Below are 20,533 nucleotides of genomic sequence, written 5' to 3'. Positions count from 1 at the left end.
AGTCCTGACTTCGGAGGCACCACTTTGGACACCCTTTTCCTGACCTTGGGCGCGCCCTTCTATCGTGACGAAGGCCGCCTCTATGTCGAGGCGCAGACCGTCAGTGGGTTGAAGGCCTGGCAACAGGATTTCGACCGGGTGATCGCCTGTTCGGTCTGCAAGACGGGTCAGCCTCCTGCGGGATGGATCGAGGTCAGCGGAGAGGGGATCGACCCCCCAACGTTTGAGCTGATCGAACTGCCGGACGGCTATCACCTGCCGACCTATCTGCGGACAAGATCGGCGGTGCAGAAAACCCTGCTCGACGCGTTGCGGCGGGCTGATTTCAGGTTGTTTGCCATTGGCGGCTGGATTGGCGACTGGGGCGTGGTCGGCGCGCGGCTGGCCCATGCCCACGGCATCCCGCATGGGATCTGGTTCGACCGGGTCGAATCCCAGGTCTTTGCCGCGGCGCATGACGGCAGCGTCAAGGGGCGGGCCAGGGCCGGGCTGAAATCGCGCATCACGGCGCGGACCGAGGCGCGATTGCTCAAGAACGCCGATCTGGCGCTGCTGCATGGGCAGACGGTCTATGACCGCTTTGCCGGGCTGACCCGCAACGCGCAGATCGTCGAGGACGTCCACCTCGAACAGGCCGACCGCATCCCGGAGGATCAGCTGGCCGACAAGCTGGCGGGCGCCGGGGCAGGCCCGATCCGGATCTGCTATGTCGGGCGGGCGGATCAGATGAAGGGCGGATTGCTGTGGATCGACGCGCTGGCGCGATTGGCGGGAACCGGGGTGGACTTTGTTGCCGAATGGGCCGGGGATGGGCCGCAACTGGAAGAGATGCGCGCCTTGGCGACCCGGTTGGGCCTGAGCGAGCATATCCGCTTTCACGGTTTCGTCTCGGACCGGTCCACGGTTCTGGGTATTCTACGGCGCGCCCATGTTCTGCTGTTCTGTCACATGACGGATGAATCCCCGCGTATCCTGATCGAGACGCTGTTTTCGGCAACGCCGCTGGTCGGGTTTCGCGACCCCTTTGCCCAAAGTCTGGTGGCGGAACAGGGGGCTGGAATTCTGGTGGAGCGCGGTGACGTGGCCGCTTTGGCCGAGGCCCTTTCCGGGCTGAACGCCAACCGTCCGCAGCTGCGCGACATGATCGAAAAGGCGGGCCAATCCGGTCTGCACCTGACGCGGAGCCAGGTCTTCGCGCATCGGGCAAAAATAATCAGAGATAACCTGAGACATGATAGGGAGGCCGCATAAATGGCTGATTTAACAACAGATTTCTTGGGCATCAAAAGCCCCAACCCGTTCTGGCTGGCCTCGGCGCCGCCGACCGACAAGGAATACAACGTACGCCGCGCCTATGAGGCGGGCTGGGGCGGTGTGGTGTGGAAGACGCTGGGCTCGGAAGGGCCGCCGGTGGTGAACGTGAACGGGCCGCGCTATGGCGCGATCTATGGCGCTGACCGGCGGCTGCTGGGGCTCAACAATATCGAGCTGATCACCGACCGGCCGTTGCAGACCAATCTGGAAGAGATCACCCGCGTCAAAAAAGACTATCCCGACCGGGCGCTGATCGTGTCGCTGATGGTGCCCTGTGACGAGGAAAGCTGGAAAGCGATCCTGCCCTTGGTCGAAGAGACCGGCGCCGACGGGATCGAGCTGAACTTCGGCTGCCCGCACGGGATGGCGGAACGCGGCATGGGCTCGGCCGTGGGGCAGGTGCCGGAATACATCCAGATGGTGACGCAATGGTGCAAGCAGTACTATTCCAAGCCGGTGATCGTGAAGCTGACGCCGAATATCTCTGACATTCGCAACCCGGCGCGGGCGGCCTTTGCTGGCAATGCCGATGCGGTGTCGCTGATCAATACCATCAACTCGATCATTTCGGTCGATCTGGACCAGATGGCGCCGCAGCCGACGCTGGACGGCAAGGGCACCCATGGCGGATATTGCGGCCCGGCGGTGAAGCCGATCGCGCTGAACATGGTGGCCGAGATCGCCCGCGACCCGGAAACCACCGGCAAGCCGATCAGCGCCATTGGCGGTGTGACCACCTGGCGCGATGCGGCGGAATTCATGGTGATGGGCGCGGGCAATGTGCAGGTTTGCACCGCCGCGATGACCTATGGTTTCCGCGTCGTCGAAGAGATGAAAGCCGGGCTGAGCCAGTGGATGGACGAAAAGGGGTATACCTCGACCGCTGATTTCATCGGTCAGGCGGTGCCCAATGTCACCGATTGGAAATATCTGAACCTGAACTACGTCAGCAAGGCCAAGATTGATCAGGACGCCTGTATCAAATGCGGCCGCTGCTATGCCGCCTGCGAGGATACCAGCCATCAGGCGATCTGGATGAAAGAGGACCGGGTGTTCGAGGTCAACGACGCCGAATGCGTGGCCTGCAACCTGTGCGTCGAAGTCTGCCCGGTCGAGAACTGCATCAGCATGGAGGCGGTGACGCCGGGTGAGGTTGATCCGCGCACCGGCAAGGTGGTGCAGGGCGATTACGCCAACTGGACCACGCATCCCAACAACCCGTCAGCAGTTCAGGCGGCAGAGTGAGGATGGGGCGGGCCACAGCCGTGTCCCGCCCTTTCGGCCCAAACTGGTTTGGCGTAATCTGGTTTGACGCTAACCGGTTCAGCTCAGTTTGGGGTGAGCAGTCGCCGATAGAGCGTTTCCATGAACTCCGGGGTGGCGGCAAAGGGATCTTCTTCGCCCAGAACCGCGCGCACCTGGACCTCGAAATCGGCGTAATGCTGGGTCAGCGACCAGATCGAGAAGATCAGGTGATAGGGATGCACCGGCGCGATACGGCCGGCGTCGCTCCAAGCCTTGATCACCGCAACTTTTTCGTCGACCAGCGCCCTGAGATCGGTGGACAGGACGTCGTGAATGCGCGGCGCCCCCTGCACGATCTCATTGGCGAACAGCCGACTTTCGCGCGGGTAATCGCGGCTCATCTCAAGCTTGCGCTGCACATAGGCCAGAATTTCCTCCAGCGGATCGCCCGCCGGGTCGAGCGCGCGCAGGGGATCAAGCCAAGTGTCCAGAAGCTGGCTCAAAACCTCGTTGTGGATCGCTTCCTTGGAGGGGAAATAATACAGCAGGTTGGGTTTGCTCAGCCCCGCGACCGTTGCAATCTGGTCAACGGTGGCGCCGCGAAACCCTTGTGCCGAGAACACGTCGAGCGCGGCGTCAAGAATGGCGGCGCGGTTTTTCTGCTGGATTCGGGTTGGGGCGCGATCCTTGGGCATCGGATGGTGACTCCGTTCTTGCAAAGGTGCCTGTTTTTTCGACCATGCCCATTTTTAGGGCGAGGAAAGGGTTTTGTGCCACGGCAATTTCTTGACTGGTGCGGCACCCGTGTTAGCGTGTGTTTGACCGTTTGGTCAAATCATACATGAAGACAATAAATCAATAAGGGAGTGCGAGCGATGGCCGCACCGGCGCAAAATCTTAAAATCAACGGCGACCGTCTTTGGGACAGCCTGATGGACATGGCCAAGATCGGCCCGGGTGTTGCGGGTGGCAACAACCGTCAGACCCTGACCGACGAAGATGCCGAGGGGCGGGCGCTGTTCCAGAAATGGTGTGAGGCCGCCGGCATGACCATGGGTGTCGACAAGATGGGCACCATGTTCATGACCCGTCCGGGTGAAGACCCCGACGCGCTGCCGGTCTATGTCGGCTCGCACCTTGATACCCAGCCGACCGGCGGCAAGTACGACGGGGTTCTGGGGGTGCTGGGCGCGCTGGAACTGGTGCGCACGCTGAACGACCTTGGGGTCAAGACCAAGCATCCGATCGTGGTGACCAACTGGGCCAACGAGGAAGGCGCGCGGTTCTCGCCGCCGATGCTGGCCTCGGGCGTGTTCGCCGGGGTGCATTCGCTGGACTATGCCTATGGCCGTCAGGATCTTGAAGGCGACACCTATGGCGAAGAGCTGAAGCGGATCGACTGGGTCGGCGATGAAGAGGTCGGCGCGCGCAAGATGCATGCCTATTACGAGCTGCACATCGAACAGGGCCCGATTCTGGAGGCCGAGAACAAGCAAATCGGTGTTGTCACCCATTGCCAGGGCCTGTGGTGGCTGGAATTCACCCTGACCGGTACAGCTGCGCACACCGGATCGACCCCGATGAACATGCGCACCAATGCGGGGCTCGCCATGGCGAAGATCCTCGAGATGGTGGAAGTTGTGGCGATGGAGAACCAGCCCAATGCCGTCGGCGGTGTCGGGCAGATGACCTTCAGCCCCAATTCGCGCAACGTGCTGCCGGGGACGGTGGTGTTCACCGTCGATATCCGCACGCCGGATCAGACCAAGCTGGACGCCATGCGCGCCAAGATCGAAGCCGAAGCCGCCAAGATCTGCGACGGGCTGGGGGTTGGCTGTTCGGTCGAGGCGGTGGGGCACTTCGATCCCGTCACCTTCGCGCCGGAACTGGTTGCGAACGTGCGCAATGCCGCTGAGCGGCTGGGCTATAGCCATATGGATCTGGTGTCGGGCGCCGGTCACGATGCCTGTTGGGCCGCCAAGGTGGCGCCGGCAACCATGGTGATGTGCCCCTGCGTCGATGGTTTGAGCCATAACGAAGCCGAGGATATTTCCAAGGATTGGGCGTCGGCCAGTACGGATGTGCTGTTGCATGCGGTGTTGGAGACGGCAGAAATCGTGGAGTGATCCCGAAACCGGGGGCGGGGGCGCTGCCCCCGTCGCGCCCTGCGCGACTCCCCCGGAGTATTTGAGGCCAGAAAAAGGGTGTGGGCCCGGAAAGCGGCGATGGACAAGGCGGAGCATTCCGTACCGGAACAGATCAAGACGCTGATCGCGGGCGAAATCGCCGCCTATCCGGCGGGCGACCGGGCGGGGCGGATGACCCTTGCGGCCTTCAAGGAAAACCTGCGCGCGCCGCGTCTGGTGACGGTGAATTTCTCTGGTGGGATCACCCAGAAATGCTGGTCGGTGACGCGGGGGGACGGCTGCTATCGGGTGATCTACCTTCCGACGGCGGGGTATTTTTCGCTCTGTGTCGAGAGCGATTTCGGGCCGCTCGACATCGGTGTGCATGGGGATGCGATCGGGTGCTATGCCTCGGTCTGACGAAAATAACGTGGGAGTAATGAAGAATGAGCAAAGTGATCAAGGGCGGCACGGTCGTCACTGCGGATCTGACCTATAAGGCAGATGTGAAGATCGAGGACGGCAAGATCGTCGAGATTGGTCCCGACCTGAGCGGGGATGAGATTCTTGATGCGCAAGGCTGTTTCGTGATGCCCGGCGGGATCGACCCGCATACCCATCTGGAGATGCCCTTCATGGGCACCTATTCCAGTGATGATTTCTATGCCGGCACCCGCGCGGCGCTGGCCGGCGGCACCACCATGGTGGTCGATTTCGCGCTGCCAAGCCCGGGTGAGAGCCTGCTGGATGCGCTGAAGACCTGGGACAACAAATCGGCCCGCGCCTGCTGCGATTATTCCTTTCACATGGCGGTGACCTGGTGGAGTGAGCAGGTCTTTGACGAGATGAAAGTGGTGGCCGAGGAAAAGGGCATCAACACCTTCAAGCACTTCATGGCCTACAAGGGCAGCCTGATGGTGAACGACGACGAGATGTTCTCCAGCTTCAAGCGTTGCGCCGAACTGGGGGCGACCCCCTTGGTGCATGCCGAGAACGGCGATCTGGTCGCCGAGATGACCGCCAAGCTGCTGGCCGAGGGCAACACCGGCCCCGAGGGTCATGCCTATTCCCGCCCGACCCAGGTCGAGGGCGAAGCCACCAACCGCGCCATCATGATCGCCGATATGGCCGGTGCGCCGCTCTATGTGGTCCATACCTCCTGCGAGGAGAGCCATGAGGCGATCCGGCGCGCGAAGCTTGCTGGCAAGCGGGTCTGGGGCGAGCCGCTGATCCAGCATCTGGTGCTGGATGAGAGCGAGTATTTCAACGAGGATTGGGATCATGCCGCGCGCCGGGTGATGTCGCCGCCGTTCCGCAACAAGAAGCATCAGGACAGCCTTTGGGCCGGTCTGGCCTCGGGTACGCTGTCTTGCGTGGCGACTGACCACTGCGCCTTTACCACCGAGCAGAAACGCTATGGCGTCGGCGATTTCTCGAAGATCCCGAACGGCACCGGCGGGCTGGAGGACCGGTTGCCGGTTCTGTGGACCCAAGGGGTCGAGACCGGGCGGATCACCATGAATGAATTTGTGGCAGTAACCTCAACCAATATCGCGAAAATCCTCAACTGCTACCCGCAGAAAGGGGCGATCCTTGTGGGCGCGGATGCGGATATCGTGGTGATGGATCCGGGGATGGGCAAGACCATCACGGCTGAGGCGCAAGCCTCTTCCATCGACTATAACGTCTTTGAGGGCATCGAGGTGACGGCGCTGCCGCGCTATGTGCTGACCCGCGGCTATGTGGCGGTGGAGAATGGCGAGCTGAAGGCCAAGGAAGGCCATGGCGAATTCGTTGCCCGCGATCCGAATGCGACCGTCAACACCGCACTGTCGAAGTGGAAAGATCTGACCGCGCCGCGGCCCGTCGCGCGCAGCGGCATCCCGGCCACAGGCGTTTAATCCGGTCTCGGGCCGCCCAAGGGGGCGGCCCGAAATCCACGACTTATCAAGGCGGTACAATGAACACTGAAACGAGCACCCAGACCGACCCCTCGCACGTCGCAGCGCCCCCTGTCGCAGCGCCCCCTGTCATCGAGGCCCGAGGTGTGGATTTGACGTTCCAGACCAATGACGGCCCGGTGCATGCGCTCAAGGACGTCAACCTGACCATCAACAAGGGCGATTTCGTCAGCTTCATCGGCCCGTCGGGCTGTGGCAAGACCACCTTTCTGCGGGTGATGGCGGCGCTGGAGCAACCCACCGGCGGCACCGTCACGGTGAACGGCATGACCCCGGACGAGGCGCGGCGCAATCGCGCCTATGGCTATGTGTTTCAGGCGGCGGGCCTGTATCCGTGGCGCACCATCGCCAAAAACATCATGCTGCCGCTGGAGATCATGGGCTATAGTCGGGCGCAGCGGGAAGAGCGGGTGCAGAAGGTTCTGCAACTGGTTGATCTGGAAGGCTTTGGTGAGAAATTCCCCTGGCAGCTTTCGGGCGGAATGCAGCAGCGGGCGAGCATCGCTCGCGCGCTGGCCTTTGACGCCGACATCCTGCTGATGGACGAACCCTTTGGCGCGCTGGACGAGATCGTGCGCGACCATCTGAACGAGCAGCTGTTGAAGCTTTGGGCGCGGACCAACAAGACCATCGGCTTCGTGACCCACTCGATCCCCGAGGCGGTGTATCTGAGCACCCGGATCGTGGTGATGAGCCCGCGTCCGGGCCGGATCACCGATGTAATCGAAAGCACATTGCCGAAGGAGCGACCGCTGGAGATCCGCGACACTCCGGAGTTCATCGAGATCGCCCATCGCGTGCGCGAAGGGCTGCGGGCGGGGCATTCCTATGACGAATGATCTGTCAGTGAGGAGCGGGCGCGCGGTCGGGCCGCAGGACATGCCTTGGGCAACAGGGGGGCGGGTGTCATGAGACAGGTGGTTCTTCCGGTTCTGACCGTGCTCGCCGCGATCGTGGTGATCTGGTACTGCGCGGCGGTGGCGCTGAATGCGAAATGGGTGCGCGATCAGGCCGCGCGCGCCGACGAACAGGTGAGTTTTTCACAGCTTGTCGCGGCCACCATGGTGCAGGAGCGTCCGGTCATGCCGGCGCCGCATCAGGTGGCGCAGGGGCTGTGGAAGGGGCTGGCCGGGCAGAAGGTGACCTCTAAACGCAGCCTTGTGCGCCATGGCTGGATTACCTTTTCGGCCACGATGCTGGGCTTTGTCATCGGCACGGCGGCGGGAATCGCGCTGGCGGTGGGGATCGTGCATCTGCGCTCCATGGATATGAGCGTGATGCCTTGGGCGATCGCCAGCCAGACCGTGCCGATCCTGGCCATCGCGCCGATGGTGATCGTGGTTCTGGCGAGTCTGGGGATCAAGGGGTTGTTGCCCAAGGCGTTGATCGCCGCCTGGCTGTGCTTCTTTCCGATCCTCGTGGGCATGGTGAAGGGGCTGCGCGCCCCCGACCGGATGCAGTTGGATCAGTTGCGCACCTGGAATGCCAGTGGCGGGGATACGTTCTGGAAGCTGCGTCTGCCCTCTTCGATGCCCTATTTCTTTGCCTCGCTGAAAGTGGGGATCGCGGCGGCGCTGGTCGGCACGATCGTGGCCGAACTGCCGGCGGGGGCCACCGCCGGACTGGGCGCGCGGTTGCTGCAGGGCAGCTATTATGGACAGACGATCCAGATCTGGGCCGCGCTGTTCACTGCCGCGGCACTGGCTGGCATGTTGGTGGTCGCGGTCGGCGTGATCGAACGCGTGGTTCTGAAACGGATGGGGATGGCACAATGAGCGTGCTGATTGGGTCGCTGCTGTTCTGGGCCTTGGCCACCGTTGCCTGCTGGCAGATCGCTGCGCGCTGCGCGCAGGCGCGGTGGGCAAAGATGCTGGTGCCGGCGCTGTTCGGGGCGACGTTGCTGTTCCTGTGGGAGGGCATTGTGCGGGGCTTGAACGTGAGCCCGGTGATCTTGCCCGCGCCAAGCCAGATCGCCGCGCGTTTCGTCGACAGCACCGATGTCCTGTGGATGGATTTCGCCCAGACGATCCTGAAAGGGGCCTTGTCGGGCTATCTGATCGGCTGCACGGCGGCTGTTCTTGTCGCGGTGCTGATCGACCGCTCGCCGTTCCTGCAGCGCGGGTTGTTGCCGGTGGGCAATTTCGTCGCCGCCCTGCCAATCGTGGGCATCGCCCCGATCCTGGTGATGTGGTTCGGCTTTGACTGGCACTCAAAGGCCGCGGTCGTGGTGGTGATGGTGTTCTTTCCGGTCCTGGTGAACATGGTTGCGGGTCTCAAGGAGACCGATCCGCTGCAGCGCGATCTGATGGCGACCTATTCGGCCAGCTACGGGCAGGCGTTGACCAAACTGCGGCTGCCGGCGGCGATGCCATTTCTGTTCAACGGGCTCAAGATCGCCACCACGCTGGCGCTGATCGGGGCCATCGTGGCGGAATTTTTCGGCTCGCCGACGCGGGGCATGGGCTTTCGTATTTCGACCGCCGTGGGGCAATTGGACATGCCGCTGGTCTGGTCGGAAATCACGGTCGCGGCCTTGGCAGGCACGGGGTTTTATGGTCTCGTGGCCGCCATGGAGAAGGCCGTGACCTTCTGGCATCCCTCGCAACGATCCGACCGCTGAGGCGTCGGGGCGCGGGGCAATAATTTATCATCGGAGCCGGGATAGGAAAATCCCGGCCATAAACAGGAGAACATGAAGATGAAAAAATGGATGATCGGGGCGGCGCTGGCCGCGTTCTCAGTGGGCGCGGCCCATGCCGAGGACGTGAAATTGCAGCTCAAATGGGTCACCCAGGCGCAGTTCGGGGGCTATTACGTGGCGCTCGACAAGGGGTTCTATAAGGACGAAGGCCTCGACGTGACGATCCTGCCCGGTGGGCCTGACATCTCGCCGACCCAGGTCATGGCAGGTGGCGGCGCGGATGTGACCGTCGACTGGATGCCCTCGGCGCTGGCTGCCCGCGAAAAGGGCCTTGCGCTGGTCAATATCGCACAGCCGTTCAAATCCTCGGGCATGATGCTGACCTGTCTTGAGGAAAGCGGCATCAAGGGTCCTGAAGATTTCAAGGACAAGACCTTGGGCGTCTGGTTTGGCGGCAACGAATACCCGTTCCTGAGCTGGATGGCGACGCTGGGCATCCCCACCGATGGCTCCGAGGGCGGTGTCGAGGTTCTGAAGCAGGGCTTCAACGTCGATCCGCTGCTGCAAAAACAGGCAGCCTGCATCTCGACCATGACCTACAACGAATATTGGCAGGTCATTGATGCGGGGATCGCGCCCGACGATCTGGTGACCTTCAAATACGAAGAAGAAGGTGTCGCCACGCTGGAAGACGGCCTTTATGTGCTGGAAGACAATCTCGCTGACGAAGCCTTCAAGGCGAAGATGGTCAAATTTGTCCGCGCCTCGATGAAAGGCTGGAAATATGCCGAGGCCCATCCGGACGAAGCCGCGATGATCGTTCTCGACAATGACGAATCCGGTGCGCAGACCGAAAAGCACCAGAAGCGCATGATGAGCGAAATTGCCAAGCTGACCGCCGGCTCGAACGGGGCACTGGACCCGGCTGACTATGAGCGCACGGTGAAAATCCTGCTGGGTGGCGGTTCGGACCCTGTGATCTCGTCGGCACCGGTTGGCGCCTATACGATGGAGATTTCGGACGCAGCGCTGAAATAAGAACTTGGGGGAGTGTTCGCGGGCCGTTCACTGGCCCGTTCCCTTGACGCCCGTCCCGGAGATCCGGGGCGGGCGGTTTGCGTTTTACCCCGCCTGAGGCCTGTCACGATAGTTGCCAAAGAAAAAGGCGCGCCTCCCATTGGGGGGCGCGCCTTTCCGGTCTGTCGTGCAGGCCTTATGCCGTTACTCGGCGGCGCGCTTTTCCGTCACGATTGCCGACATCTGGTCAACCGGCAGGTAGCCGCGCAGCAGCTCGTCCTGCAGCACAAAGGTGGGGGTGCCGCTGATCCGAAGTTTTTGTGCAAGATCGCGGGTCTTGCTCAGCTCGTCGGTGACCTCGTCGCTGTCCATCTGGGCCAGGATCGCGTCGGCGTCCAGACCCAGCCCCTCGGCCAGACGACGCAGCACCACGTCACTCAGATCGCCCTGAAGGTCGAGCAGGGCGGTATGGGCCTGTTCATAGGCGTCGTCGCCAGCCACCTGTTTGGTCGCCACGGCAAAGCGCGAAGAGATCAGCGACGCTTCGCCCAGGATCGGGAATTCCTTGACGATGAAGCGGATATTGCCGTCCTGCTCCAGCAGTTGCTGGACCTCGGGCACGGCCTTGCGGCAATAGCCACAGCGGTAATCCATGAACTCCACCAGGGTGATGTCGCCGTCTGGATTGCCACCGACCCAGGAAAAGCCGTCGTTGAAGATGGCGTCGGCATTGTCCGCGACCATGTCGAAATCGGCCTTGGCCTCGGCGCTGGCTTGGCGCTGCTCCAGAAGCTGTACGGATTCGAGGATGACCTCGGGATTGTCCATCAGATAGGATCGCACCTCGGCGCGAAAGGCGGTGCGCTCGGCATCGCTCATCTGGGTCAGGTCAAGCGCCTGTGCCGGGCCGGCCAAAAGGGCAAGCGCGGTCAGGGCCGGGGCGGCAAATCGGATCATCGTCAGTTCCTTTTCGGTGACTTTCAGGGGGCACTCAACACATCGCGGGCGCGTTGCCAAGGTTTGCCAAGGGGAAGCTGCGGGCGCAAGGCGTCGCAAGGGCGCAGCGCGTCCGCACACAGAACGAGCTCACAGAACGCCGGGGCCGGGATTGACGCCAGCGGGGAGAAACGCTCAATAGCCATGGTGCAACCATGGGAGCAGATCATGCGAAACTCAACCCGATCCAAGGTCGATCCCTTCATTGTGATGGATGTGATGGAATCCGCCCGCCAGGCCGAGGAGGCCGGGCGTCACATCATTCATATGGAGGTGGGTCAGCCCAGCACCGGCGCACCGAAAGCGGCGATTGAGGCATTGAAAACCGCGCTGGATCAGGATGCGATGGGCTATACCGTGGCGTTGGGGCTGCCGGCGCTGCGGGCGCGCATCGCGCAGCTTTATGGCGAATGGTATAATGTCGATTTGAACCCGGAGCGGGTGGTGATCACGCCGGGCTCCTCCGGGGCCTTCATTCTGGCGTTCACGGCGCTGTTCGATAGCGGCGACAAGGTCGGGATCGGCGCGCCGGGCTACCCATCCTACCGGCAGATCCTCAAGGCGCTGGGGATGGTGCCTGTCGATCTGCCCACCGCGCCAAAGAACCGCTATCAGCCGGTGGCGGCGGATTTCGCCGGGATGGATCTGGCCGGGCTTATGGTGGCCTCGCCCGCCAATCCCACCGGCACGATGCTGGACCATGAGGCGCTTGGCGCCTTGATCGGTGCGGCGCAGGGGCAGGGCGCCGCCTTTATCAGCGACGAGATCTATCACGGGCTGGAATACGAGAAAAAGGCGGTGACGGCGCTGGAGATCAGCGATGATGTCTATGTGATCAACTCGTTCTCCAAGTATTTCTCGATGACCGGTTGGCGCGTCGGCTGGATGGTGGTGCCCGAGGATCATGTGCGGGTGCTGGAGCGGATCGCGCAGAACATGTTCATCTGCGCCCCGCATGCAAGCCAGGTGGCGGCCTTGGCGGCGATGGAATGCAGCGAGGAACTGGAGGCCAATCTGGAGGTCTACCGCACCAACCGAGCGTTGATGCAGGCGGGACTGCCGCAGGCCGGGTTCGACAAGATCGCGCCGCCTGATGGGGCGTTCTATTTCTATGCCGATGTGTCGGAATTCACCAGCGACAGCCGCGCCTTTGCCGCCGAGATTCTGGACAAGGCGGGGGTGGCGGTGACGCCGGGGCTGGATTTCGATCCGGCGCGCGGGGCGACGACGCTGCGGTTCTCCTATGCGCGCGCGACCGCCGACATCGAGGAGGGGCTGGCGCGGTTGGCCCGCTTCATGCAGGCGCGGGGCTAAGGGCTCTTTCACCTTTTTCTGGCCCAAAATACTCCGGGGGTGCGGCGCAGCCGCAGCGGGGGCAGGGCCCCCGGCCTGCATTCCCGCTGCAGGCGAATTCCGACATTCCCAAGCCCGCTGCGCTGGGCTATCGTGGGGCAAGCGGTCCGCGACGTGACGGCAGGGGTGTGATGAGAGAGCGGGCGGTGCGTGTGACTGGCAGGATTTTGACGATTTTGGCCGCGATCTGGGCCTTGGCGGGCCCGGCCCCGGCGCAGGAGTTTTCCGGGCTGGCGCGGATCGATGCGGAGCAGAGCCGGATCACCGCCGCGAGCCGCCGCGAGGTCGGCATCGACCTGCATCTGAGCCAAGGCGTGCCCTATCGGCTGTTCACGCTGGACGGGCCGCCGCGGCTGGTGCTGGATTTTCAGGAGGTGGACTGGAGCGGGCTCAAATCCGGGGCGCTGGTGCAAACCGACCGCATCCGGAAGGCGCAGTTCGGTGCCTATGTGCCCGGCTGGTCGCGCATGGTGTTGGAACTGGCCGGGCCGATGGCGGTGACGCAGGCCGGGCTGAAGATCGACGCGGTGACGGCGGCGGCGCATCTGGCGGTGCGGCTCAAACCGGTCTCACCCGAGGATTTCGCCGCGACCGCCGGCCCGCCCTATGATCCGCGCTGGGATTTGCCGGTCCCGGCACCGCTGCCGGGACGGGTGACGCGCGATCCCGATGCGCCGCTGCTGGTGGTGATCGACCCCGGCCATGGCGGCATTGATCCGGGGGCCGAGGTTGGTACCTCCAGCGAAAAGGACCTGATGCTGACATTGGCGCGCGAGCTGCGCGAGGTGCTGCTGCGCTCGGGCGGGTTCGAGGTGGTGATGACCCGCGACGATGACCGGTTCGTGTCGCTGGAGCGGCGGGTGGCGCTGGCGCATCAGGCGGGGGCGGATGTGTTCCTGTCGCTGCATGCCGATTCGCTGTCGGAAGGGCTGGCGCATGGGGCCACGGTCTATGTGCTGGCGAAGTCGGCCTCGGACAAGGCCAGTGCGTTGCTGGCAGAGCGGCACGATCGCGCCAACCTGCTGGCGGGGGTGGATCTGAGCGCGGCGGATGACGAGGTGACGGACATCATGCTTGATCTCGCGCGGCAGGAGACCCGACCCCGGACCGAGGCGCTGGCCAGCGCGTTGATTTCGGGCATGACCAATATGGGCGGGCCGATGAACCGGCGGCCAAAACGCTCGGCCGCGTTTTCGGTGCTCAAGGCTGCTGATATTCCCTCGGTGCTGATCGAGGTGGGGTTCCTGTCGAGCCCGCGTGATCTGCGCAATCTGCGCGACCCGGAGTGGCGCTCCACAATTGCCAGCGGCATCCGCAACGGGGTGCTGAATTGGCGCAAGACCGATGTGGCGCGCCGCGCGCTGGTGCGGCAATGAGCGCCGCCGAGGGCCGAAAGGACAGGGTATGAGCCGTTTGCGCATCATCAATCTGGGCTTGCCGAAATCGGGCACCACCACGCTGGGCGTGGCGCTGGACAAGGCGGGGCTTCGCGTTGCTGACTGGCGCATCCGCAAGGGCCAGACCGAAGATCGCCGGATCCTGTCGGGCTTTGTCGGCGATCATCTGTATCGGGGGTATTACGAGACCGGCGATCCGCTGGCCTTGCTTGATGAGTTCGACGCGGTGACCGAGATGAGCGTGGCGTCAAAGGGGTTGTCGCTTTGGCCGCAGATGGACTGGGGCTTGCTTGACGCGATCCGGCGGCACCATCCCGGGGTGAAGTTCCTGCTGAGCCATCGCGATCCGGCGGCGTTGGTGAACTCCATGCTGGGTTGGTCCAATCTGGGCCGCACACGGCTGCCGCAACAGAATATCCCGGGGCTTCCGGCGGGCTATGGCGGCACGCCGGAGCAGTTGATGCGCTGGATCGAGGGGCACTACGCCTTTTGCCGAAGGATCTTCGCCGGTGATCCTGATTTTCTGGAATACGACCTGACCGACCCCGAGGCACCGCAGAAGATCGGGGCCTTCCTCGGGATGGATCTGCCGTGGTGGGGCAAGGCCAATGTAAAGGATCGCGATGCCGAGGAGGCGGATCAAGCCGAGGCGGAAACGCTGGCGGCCCCGGCGCCGGTCCGCGGGGCCAAGCCGGCGCGCCAGACCTATCTGCATGCGGGCGGTCATCGCACCGGCAGTTCCAGCCTGCAGCTTTGCCTTGATGAGAACCGCGATCTGCTAGGCTCCAAAGGCTATGCCCTGGGCTATTCCTCGCGCGATGGCGCGCCGGGCGGCACGCTGCGGCTGAAACTGCCGGAGCCGCGCCATGCGGGCGGGCAGATCGCACAGCTGACCGAGGCGGCGCGTGACGAGATCGAGCGCGTGGCGGCGGGGCAGGGACGGCTGATCCTGTCAGAGGAAAATGTGCCGGGGCGGATGATGCACCTTTATAACGGGCGGTTTTTCCCCGCAGCCGAGGCTCGGGCGCAGGTGCTGGCGCAGGCGTTGGGGGGGGCGGAAAACGGGCCGATTGCGCATCTGGTCTATGTCGTGCGCGAGTATGCCGGGTTCTTTGTCTCCTGCCATCGCAAACGGGCGGTGCAACGCCCGGTGCCGGGCTTTGACGTGCTGCGGGCGCAACTGGATGGGCTTGACCGGGGCTGGCCCGCGTTGATTGCGCTGTTGCGCGACCAGCTCAGGCCGCAGCGGTTCACCGTCGTGGATTATGCCCAGAGGGGCCAAAGCCGCGATCTGCTGGCGCGGTTGCTGCCCGATACCACAGCGCAGGAGCTGCGCGAGCCGGACCGGATCGTCAACCTCAGCGCCACCGACCGGGCGCTGGAGGCGGTGCAGGCGCGGTTTGCCGAGGTCGGGGGGAGGCTGCCGCAATCCGAAATCGACGCGCTGGTCGCGGCCCATGCCGGGGACCGCAGCGATCTCGGATTCGCCCGTTTCCCGCAGGAGGAGAGCCAGCGCTGGCAGGCGCGCTATGATGCGGATCTTGACCAGATCGCCGCGATGCCCGATATCGAGCTTCTGCGCGGCTGAGTTGCCCCCACGACCGGCATCAATTTGCCGGTTCCTGTTTTGACCCCTTGGGTCCGGCACCCTATATAGCAGAGATTGCGCGAGAAAAGGCTTCACAGTGCTTCGGTTTATCTTCTCTTTCTTTGGGGCGATCTTCAGCCTGATTACGCTGAGCATCTTCATGGTGGCGCTTGGCGTCGGTGGCGTGTTCTGGATGTATGCCCGCGATCTGCCCAGCCACGAGGCGCTGGCGCAGTACCGCCCGGCCACCATCAGCCGGATTTATTCCGGCGAGGGGGCGCTGATCGACGAATTCGCGCAGGAGCGGCGGTTGTTCACCCCCTCTGACGAGATTCCCGACCTGATCAAGCAGGCCTTTATCTCGGCCGAGGACAAGAACTTCTATCAGCACAAGGGCTATGATCCGCGCGGGATCGCGGTGGCGGCGTTCGAGGCTGTTCGCACGCGCGGCAAGACCGTGCGCGGGGCGTCGACGATCACCCAGCAGGTCATGAAGAACTTTCTGCTGTCGGGCGATCGCAAGATCGCGCGCAAGATCAAGGAAATCGTTCTGGCGGCGCGGCTGGAGAACACGCTGGACAAGGAAAAGATCCTTGAGCTCTATCTCAACGAGATCTTTCTGGGCCAGAACTCCTACGGGGTGACGGCAGCGGCGCAGACCTATTTCAACAAGACGTTGGGCGAACTGGCCCCGCATGAGGCCGCGTTCCTGGCCTCGATGCCCAAGGCGCCGTCGGATTTCCATCCGGTGCGCAACAAGGCGCGGTTGCGCCAGCGCCGCGATTATGTGCTGCGGGAAATGAAAGAGAACGGCATCATCACCCCGGCGGTGTACGAACACGAGGTGGCGCTGCCACTGCGCTCGGTCCAGAATGGTGATTTCCAGAGCTTTCGCACAGCGCTGCCGCCGCGTGATTATTTCACCGACGAAATTCGCCGCCAGTTGAGCGAAGATTTCGGCGAGGGCGAATTCTTTACCGGCGGGTTTACCGTGCGGGCCACCGTCGATCGCGAGATGCAGGTCGAAGCGGCCCGGTCGCTGCGCGAAGAGCTTGAGAAATACGATCGCGGCCGGGGTGTCTGGCATGGCACGCTTGGCCAGATCCCGGCGGACAAGCTGGCAACCGAGGAAAGCTGGCGCGCCGCCCTGTCCGAGATGAAGGCGCCGCGCGACGTGACGTTGAGCGCCCCGTGGCATCTGGCCGTGGTGCTGGAGGTCGGCAAGAACGACGCCCGCATCGGGATCGAGGGGGTCGACGTGGCCGAGGGGGGCGACTGGATCCCCGCCAAGGACGTGCTTTGGGCGCGCAAGCGGCTGGACGACGGCAAGCTGGCGAAGAAGGCCCGCGTGGCTGGCGATCTGCTGGAGCTTGGCGATGTGGTGCTGGTGCGCCGGATGGTCGCCGACAAGGACGGCGCGTTCATCCGATGGACGCTGCGTCAGGTGCCCGAGGTGCAGGGCGGCTTTATGGCGATGGACGTCAATACCGGCCGGGTGATCGCGATGCAGGGCGGTTTTTCCTATCAGGACACGGTGTTCAATCGTGCCACTCAGGCGATGCGCCAACCGGGTTCGTCGTTCAAACCTTTCGTCTATGCCGCCGCGCTTGACAGTGGTTATACCCCCGCCACCATCGTGGTCGACGCGCCGATCGAGATCGACACGCCGCAGGGGCTGTGGCGACCGCGCAATTCGTCGAACAAGTTCTATGGGCCGACCCCCATGCGCACCGGCATCGAGATGAGCCGGAACCTGATGACCATCCGTCTGGCGCAAGAGGTCGGCATGCCGGTGGTGGCAAGCTATGCCGAACGCTTTGGTGTCTATGACGAGATGGGTCCGTATCTGGCCAACTCGCTGGGTTCGGAAGAAACCACGCTGTACCGGATGGTGGCGGCCTATGCGATGTTCGCCAATGGCGGCGAACGGGTGGAGCCGACGCTGGTTGACCGGATTCAGGATCGGTTTGGCAAGACGATCTATCGTCATGACAAGCGCGCCTGTGCCGATTGTGATGTGGCGACGCTGCCGCCGGGGCAGCCCCCGCGCATCCTGTCGAACCGGACCCGGGTGATGAATGCGATCACCGCCTATCAGCTGACCTCGATGATGCGCGGCGTGGTCGAGCGCGGCACCGCCAGCGGTGCGGTCAACCTGCCGGTGCCCACCGCCGGCAAGACCGGCACCACCAACGAGGCGCGCGACGTCTGGTTCATCGGGTTCACCAGCAATATCGTCGCCGGCTGTTATATCGGCTATGACCGGCCGCGTCCGCTGGGGCGGGGGGCCTATGGGGCCTCGATGTGCGGGCCGGTGTTCCAGTCGTTCATGGAAAAGGCGGTCAAGAAATTCGGCGGCGGCCCGTTCAAGGTGCCGCCGGGCGGTCACTTCATCAAGATCGACCGCTATACCGGGGCCCGGCTGCCGGATGACGCCAGCGGGCAATATGTGGTGGCGGAATATTTCCGTGACGGCGAAGAGCCGATCTTTGGTCTGGCCTATGACGGCGGCTTTGCCATGGGGTCGAACCTGCCGCTGTTCGAAGAGGTCAGCGGGGGCGGTCGTCAGGTGATCACCTCGGGCGGCGGAACGGTGACGGTCGGACCGAAGGCGAATTTCGGAACCGTCAGTTCGGGCGGGTTGTACTAAGGCCCTGTTGTCCTTGACCGCACCTCGGTTGCCCCGTTGGGGGCAACCCCTGCGCCGGAGCGCGCGGAACGCATCCGGTTCATTTCTTTAATCTTGCGTCCTTTGCTGCCCGTTTTGTAGTACTTTGGGCGACTGCGATTTTTAAGAAGTGGATGTCATAAATGATTTCTGTCGGCCCTTTTGAAGTTTCTGATGTGCTTGAAGGCTATCGCCTGACCTCGACCATGAAGCATCGCGATGTTGCTGTGGCAGATGTGGACGGCAAGACACTGGTTTACCTCAGCGGCACGACGGATGGCGGTACGCCGATCTTTGAACTGGACGCAGATGGCCGGTTCAATGCGCTTGGGGGCGCGTCCGAGGGCATGCCCAACGAAGATGGTCTGTCCACGCTGGTCACGCACAGGGGGAAAAACTTTCTGTTGATGGCCGACCCCTCCAGCTCTTGGGTCGCCTCCTATCGCATCGTCAAGTCGGGCGATCACGCGGGGGAGCTGCGGTTTGGCGATCTGGTGGGGAACAAGGACGGCTATGATTTCGAGTACGTTCAAGATGTTGTTCCGTTCAAGATCGAGGGCAGTCCGTATTTCGCCGTAACGGGGGCAGAGACGCTGTCGGTCTTCGCGCTGGAAACCAATGGCGATATGTCCTTCGCCGCCAGCGTCGATTATTCCGAGGTGCCCGAGCTTGAGCAGATCGTCGGGGCGACGGCGCTGCAGATCGGTGATCAGACGCTGCTGTTCACCCATTGGGTGAAGGGGGGCGGCGGCTCTAAATCGACCAGCGGGATCGTCAGTTTCGCGATGGACGCTGACGGTGTGCCCAGCCAGTTGTCGAAGATGGAAATCCCGGGGCGCAGCGAGCTTGCCAAACTCTCCGTCCTGTCGGCCGGGGGAACAGATTATCTGGTCGGCTACGACAGCCGGAATGACAGGTTCCTTGTCTACCAGAGCGATGCTGCGGGCGTGTTGGGCGAGGTGTCGTCGCTCGATCTGGACCCCGGCTTCTTCGATCTAGGGGCTGTGGAGGTGATCGAACTTGACGGCATTCAGATGCTGGCGGTGATCGATCAGGATGACAACGCGCTGCGGCTTTACGGCATTGGCGCGGATGGGACGCTGTCACTGGCGCAGGAGCTGGTGGACGAGACGTATGGAGAGGCCGCCGACGGTTTGAACTTTGCCGAGGTGGAGGGCCATTCTTTCCTGCTGAGCGATGGCGGCGGCTGGCCACATGAAGATATTGCCATGTTTTCGATGGAGATTGGCGGTGGCAAGGATCTGCTCAAAGGCGCGGCCGGGGACGATGTGTTGCTGGGACTAGCCGGCAATGATCGGCTGTTCGGACTGGGGGGCAAGGATCTGCTGAAAGGCGGGATCGGGCGCGATGTGCTCAAGGGCGGTGCCGGGGCCGATGATCTGTGGGGGGGCAATTGGGCCGACCGGCTGTTCGGGGGCAATGGGGCCGATCTGCTGCAAGGGGGCCTTGGTGCCGACCTGATGGTGGGGGGCAATGGCAAGGACACGGCCAGCTATGCCGGATCTTCGGCGGCTGTCGAGGTGAACCTGGGCACCGGTCTGGGGGAGGGCGGCGATGCGCGGGGGGATATCCTGCGGACGATCGAAAACCTGATCGGCTCGAACTACAAGGATGTGCTGGTGGGGGACGATGGGGCCAACAGTCTTGAAGGTGGACGCGGCAAGGACCAGCTGGAGGGCAAGGGCGGGAACGACCGGCTGGAGGGTGGCGGCGGCAACGACCAGCTGCTGGGCGGTACCGGCGATGATACCCTGCTGGCGGGCGTGGGACGTGACCGGCTTGAGGGCGGCGCGGGAGACGATGTTCTGATCGCCGGCAAGGAGGACGGCTTCGATGGCGGCGATCTCCTGTTTGGCGGGAGGGGAGATGACATCCTCATTTCCGGCTCCGGCTTCGATACCGCGAAAGGCGGCGCCGGCGCAGATACCTTCGTCTTCGACGACGACAGCCTCTATCTCAAGATACGCGATTTCACGCCGGGCAAGGACAAGGTCGATTTTTCGGACTTTGGATCGCTGAACCGTTTCAAGCAGGTGACCAAGGTATTGGAGGATGGCGGCGACGGGGCGTTCATCTTGGCCGAGGGGAAAATGATCAAGTTTATGGGCGTTGAGGCCGCTGATCTGGCTGCGGACGACTTCCTGTTCTGATCCGTTCGTGCCGTATGGGGAATGGCCACCGCCCCAAGGTGATGGCCGTTTCCGCC

16 protein-coding genes are annotated in these 20,533 nt (G+C 63.2%); 14 read left to right on the top strand and 2 right to left on the bottom strand.

From position 1 onward, the window contains the following. Nucleotides 1-24: 24 nt before the first annotated feature. Both E1B25_RS00635 and preA read left to right on the top strand, forming a co-directional pair. Nucleotides 25-1,251 (top strand): glycosyltransferase, encoded by a 1,227-nt coding sequence (locus E1B25_RS00635; RefSeq protein WP_132826749.1) that lies wholly within the window; start codon nt 25-27, stop codon nt 1,249-1,251. Beyond that, nucleotides 1,252-2,559, top strand: coding sequence for an NAD-dependent dihydropyrimidine dehydrogenase subunit PreA (gene preA, locus E1B25_RS00630; RefSeq protein ID WP_132826748.1), 1,308 nt, complete (start codon nt 1,252-1,254; stop codon nt 2,557-2,559). It begins immediately after the preceding gene. Between the two features lie 83 nt (nt 2,560-2,642). Here preA and E1B25_RS00625 read toward each other — a convergent pair whose 3' ends face one another. Next, nucleotides 2,643-3,254, bottom strand: coding sequence for a TetR family transcriptional regulator C-terminal domain-containing protein (locus E1B25_RS00625; protein ID WP_132826747.1), 612 nt, complete (start codon nt 3,252-3,254; stop codon nt 2,643-2,645). A gap of 180 nt (nt 3,255-3,434) precedes the next feature. Here E1B25_RS00625 and E1B25_RS00620 point away from each other — a divergent pair, with 180 nt between their 5' ends. The 7 genes from E1B25_RS00620 to E1B25_RS00590 all read left to right on the top strand — a co-directional run bounded on the left by E1B25_RS00620 (nt 3,435) and on the right by E1B25_RS00590 (nt 10,325). Continuing rightward, on the top strand, nt 3,435-4,685 hold the full coding sequence (locus E1B25_RS00620; protein ID WP_132826746.1) for a Zn-dependent hydrolase: 1,251 nt from the start codon (nt 3,435-3,437) through the stop codon (nt 4,683-4,685). Between the two features lie 99 nt (nt 4,686-4,784). Then, on the top strand, nt 4,785-5,105 hold the full coding sequence (locus tag E1B25_RS00615; RefSeq protein ID WP_132826745.1) for a hypothetical protein: 321 nt from the start codon (nt 4,785-4,787) through the stop codon (nt 5,103-5,105). 26 nt (nt 5,106-5,131) lie between these two features. Then, entirely contained in the window at nt 5,132-6,586 is a 1,455-nt protein-coding gene (gene hydA, locus E1B25_RS00610; RefSeq protein WP_132826744.1) for a dihydropyrimidinase, read from the top strand. A 59-nt stretch (nt 6,587-6,645) separates the two neighbouring features. Next, nucleotides 6,646-7,485 carry an ABC transporter ATP-binding protein gene (locus E1B25_RS00605; RefSeq protein ID WP_132826743.1) on the top strand — a complete coding sequence of 280 codons (840 nt, stop codon included), beginning with the start codon at nt 6,646-6,648 and terminating at the stop codon, nt 7,483-7,485. A 69-nt stretch (nt 7,486-7,554) separates the two neighbouring features. After that, nucleotides 7,555-8,421 (top strand): ABC transporter permease, encoded by an 867-nt coding sequence (locus tag E1B25_RS00600; protein ID WP_132826742.1) that lies wholly within the window; start codon nt 7,555-7,557, stop codon nt 8,419-8,421. Further along, nucleotides 8,418-9,266 (top strand): ABC transporter permease, encoded by an 849-nt coding sequence (locus tag E1B25_RS00595; protein ID WP_132826741.1) that lies wholly within the window; start codon nt 8,418-8,420, stop codon nt 9,264-9,266. Before E1B25_RS00600 ends, E1B25_RS00595 begins: the two co-directional genes overlap by 4 nt. 78 nt (nt 9,267-9,344) lie before the next feature. Further along, nucleotides 9,345-10,325: an ABC transporter substrate-binding protein gene (locus E1B25_RS00590; RefSeq protein WP_132826740.1), complete on the top strand. Its 981-nt coding sequence runs from the start codon at nt 9,345-9,347 to the stop codon at nt 10,323-10,325. Nucleotides 10,326-10,508: 183 nt separating this feature from the next. Here E1B25_RS00590 and E1B25_RS00585 read toward each other — a convergent pair whose 3' ends face one another. After that, complete coding sequence (locus E1B25_RS00585; RefSeq protein ID WP_132826739.1) at nt 10,509-11,261, bottom strand: DsbA family protein; 753 nt, start codon at nt 11,259-11,261, stop codon at nt 10,509-10,511. A 207-nt stretch (nt 11,262-11,468) separates the two neighbouring features. On the opposite strand from E1B25_RS00585, the gene E1B25_RS00580 reads away from it, so the two are divergent. The 5 genes from E1B25_RS00580 to E1B25_RS00560 all read left to right on the top strand — a co-directional run bounded on the left by E1B25_RS00580 (nt 11,469) and on the right by E1B25_RS00560 (nt 20,477). Continuing rightward, nucleotides 11,469-12,614 carry a pyridoxal phosphate-dependent aminotransferase gene (locus E1B25_RS00580; protein ID WP_132826738.1) on the top strand — a complete coding sequence of 382 codons (1,146 nt, stop codon included), beginning with the start codon at nt 11,469-11,471 and terminating at the stop codon, nt 12,612-12,614. Between the two features lie 170 nt (nt 12,615-12,784). Next, on the top strand, nt 12,785-14,029 hold the full coding sequence (locus tag E1B25_RS00575) for an N-acetylmuramoyl-L-alanine amidase (protein WP_132826737.1): 1,245 nt from the start codon (nt 12,785-12,787) through the stop codon (nt 14,027-14,029). 28 nt (nt 14,030-14,057) lie between these two features. Then, nucleotides 14,058-15,638, top strand: coding sequence for a sulfotransferase (locus tag E1B25_RS22775; protein ID WP_342635581.1), 1,581 nt, complete (start codon nt 14,058-14,060; stop codon nt 15,636-15,638). Nucleotides 15,639-15,735: 97 nt separating this feature from the next. Beyond that, on the top strand, nt 15,736-18,288 hold the full coding sequence (locus E1B25_RS00565; protein ID WP_132826736.1) for a penicillin-binding protein 1A: 2,553 nt from the start codon (nt 15,736-15,738) through the stop codon (nt 18,286-18,288). Nucleotides 18,289-18,449: 161 nt separating this feature from the next. Continuing rightward, nucleotides 18,450-20,477 (top strand): calcium-binding protein, encoded by a 2,028-nt coding sequence (locus E1B25_RS00560; protein WP_132826735.1) that lies wholly within the window; start codon nt 18,450-18,452, stop codon nt 20,475-20,477. Nucleotides 20,478-20,533: the final 56 nt, after the last annotated feature.

Source organism: Antarcticimicrobium sediminis (genome assembly GCF_004348975.1).
Lineage (GTDB): Bacteria > Pseudomonadota > Alphaproteobacteria > Rhodobacterales > Rhodobacteraceae > Antarcticimicrobium > Antarcticimicrobium sediminis.
Note: the sequence above shows the minus strand (reverse complement) of the source record. Positions and strands in the feature narration are given on the sequence as shown.

Coding starts and splice junctions, on each gene's coding strand:
- preA (WP_132826748.1), top strand. CDS start 1,252: ATGGCTGATTTAACAACAGATTTCTTGGGCATCAAAAGCCCCAACCCG.
- E1B25_RS00625 (WP_132826747.1), bottom strand. CDS start 3,254: ATGCCCAAGGATCGCGCCCCAACCCGAATCCAGCAGAAAAACCGCGCC.
- E1B25_RS00620 (WP_132826746.1), top strand. CDS start 3,435: ATGGCCGCACCGGCGCAAAATCTTAAAATCAACGGCGACCGTCTTTGG.
- E1B25_RS00615 (WP_132826745.1), top strand. CDS start 4,785: ATGGACAAGGCGGAGCATTCCGTACCGGAACAGATCAAGACGCTGATC.
- hydA (WP_132826744.1), top strand. CDS start 5,132: ATGAGCAAAGTGATCAAGGGCGGCACGGTCGTCACTGCGGATCTGACC.
- E1B25_RS00605 (WP_132826743.1), top strand. CDS start 6,646: ATGAACACTGAAACGAGCACCCAGACCGACCCCTCGCACGTCGCAGCG.
- E1B25_RS00600 (WP_132826742.1), top strand. CDS start 7,555: ATGAGACAGGTGGTTCTTCCGGTTCTGACCGTGCTCGCCGCGATCGTG.
- E1B25_RS00595 (WP_132826741.1), top strand. CDS start 8,418: ATGAGCGTGCTGATTGGGTCGCTGCTGTTCTGGGCCTTGGCCACCGTT.
- E1B25_RS00590 (WP_132826740.1), top strand. CDS start 9,345: ATGAAAAAATGGATGATCGGGGCGGCGCTGGCCGCGTTCTCAGTGGGC.
- E1B25_RS00585 (WP_132826739.1), bottom strand. CDS start 11,261: ATGATCCGATTTGCCGCCCCGGCCCTGACCGCGCTTGCCCTTTTGGCC.
- E1B25_RS00580 (WP_132826738.1), top strand. CDS start 11,469: ATGCGAAACTCAACCCGATCCAAGGTCGATCCCTTCATTGTGATGGAT.
- E1B25_RS00575 (WP_132826737.1), top strand. CDS start 12,785: ATGAGAGAGCGGGCGGTGCGTGTGACTGGCAGGATTTTGACGATTTTG.
- E1B25_RS22775 (WP_342635581.1), top strand. CDS start 14,058: ATGAGCCGTTTGCGCATCATCAATCTGGGCTTGCCGAAATCGGGCACC.
- E1B25_RS00560 (WP_132826735.1), top strand. CDS start 18,450: ATGATTTCTGTCGGCCCTTTTGAAGTTTCTGATGTGCTTGAAGGCTAT.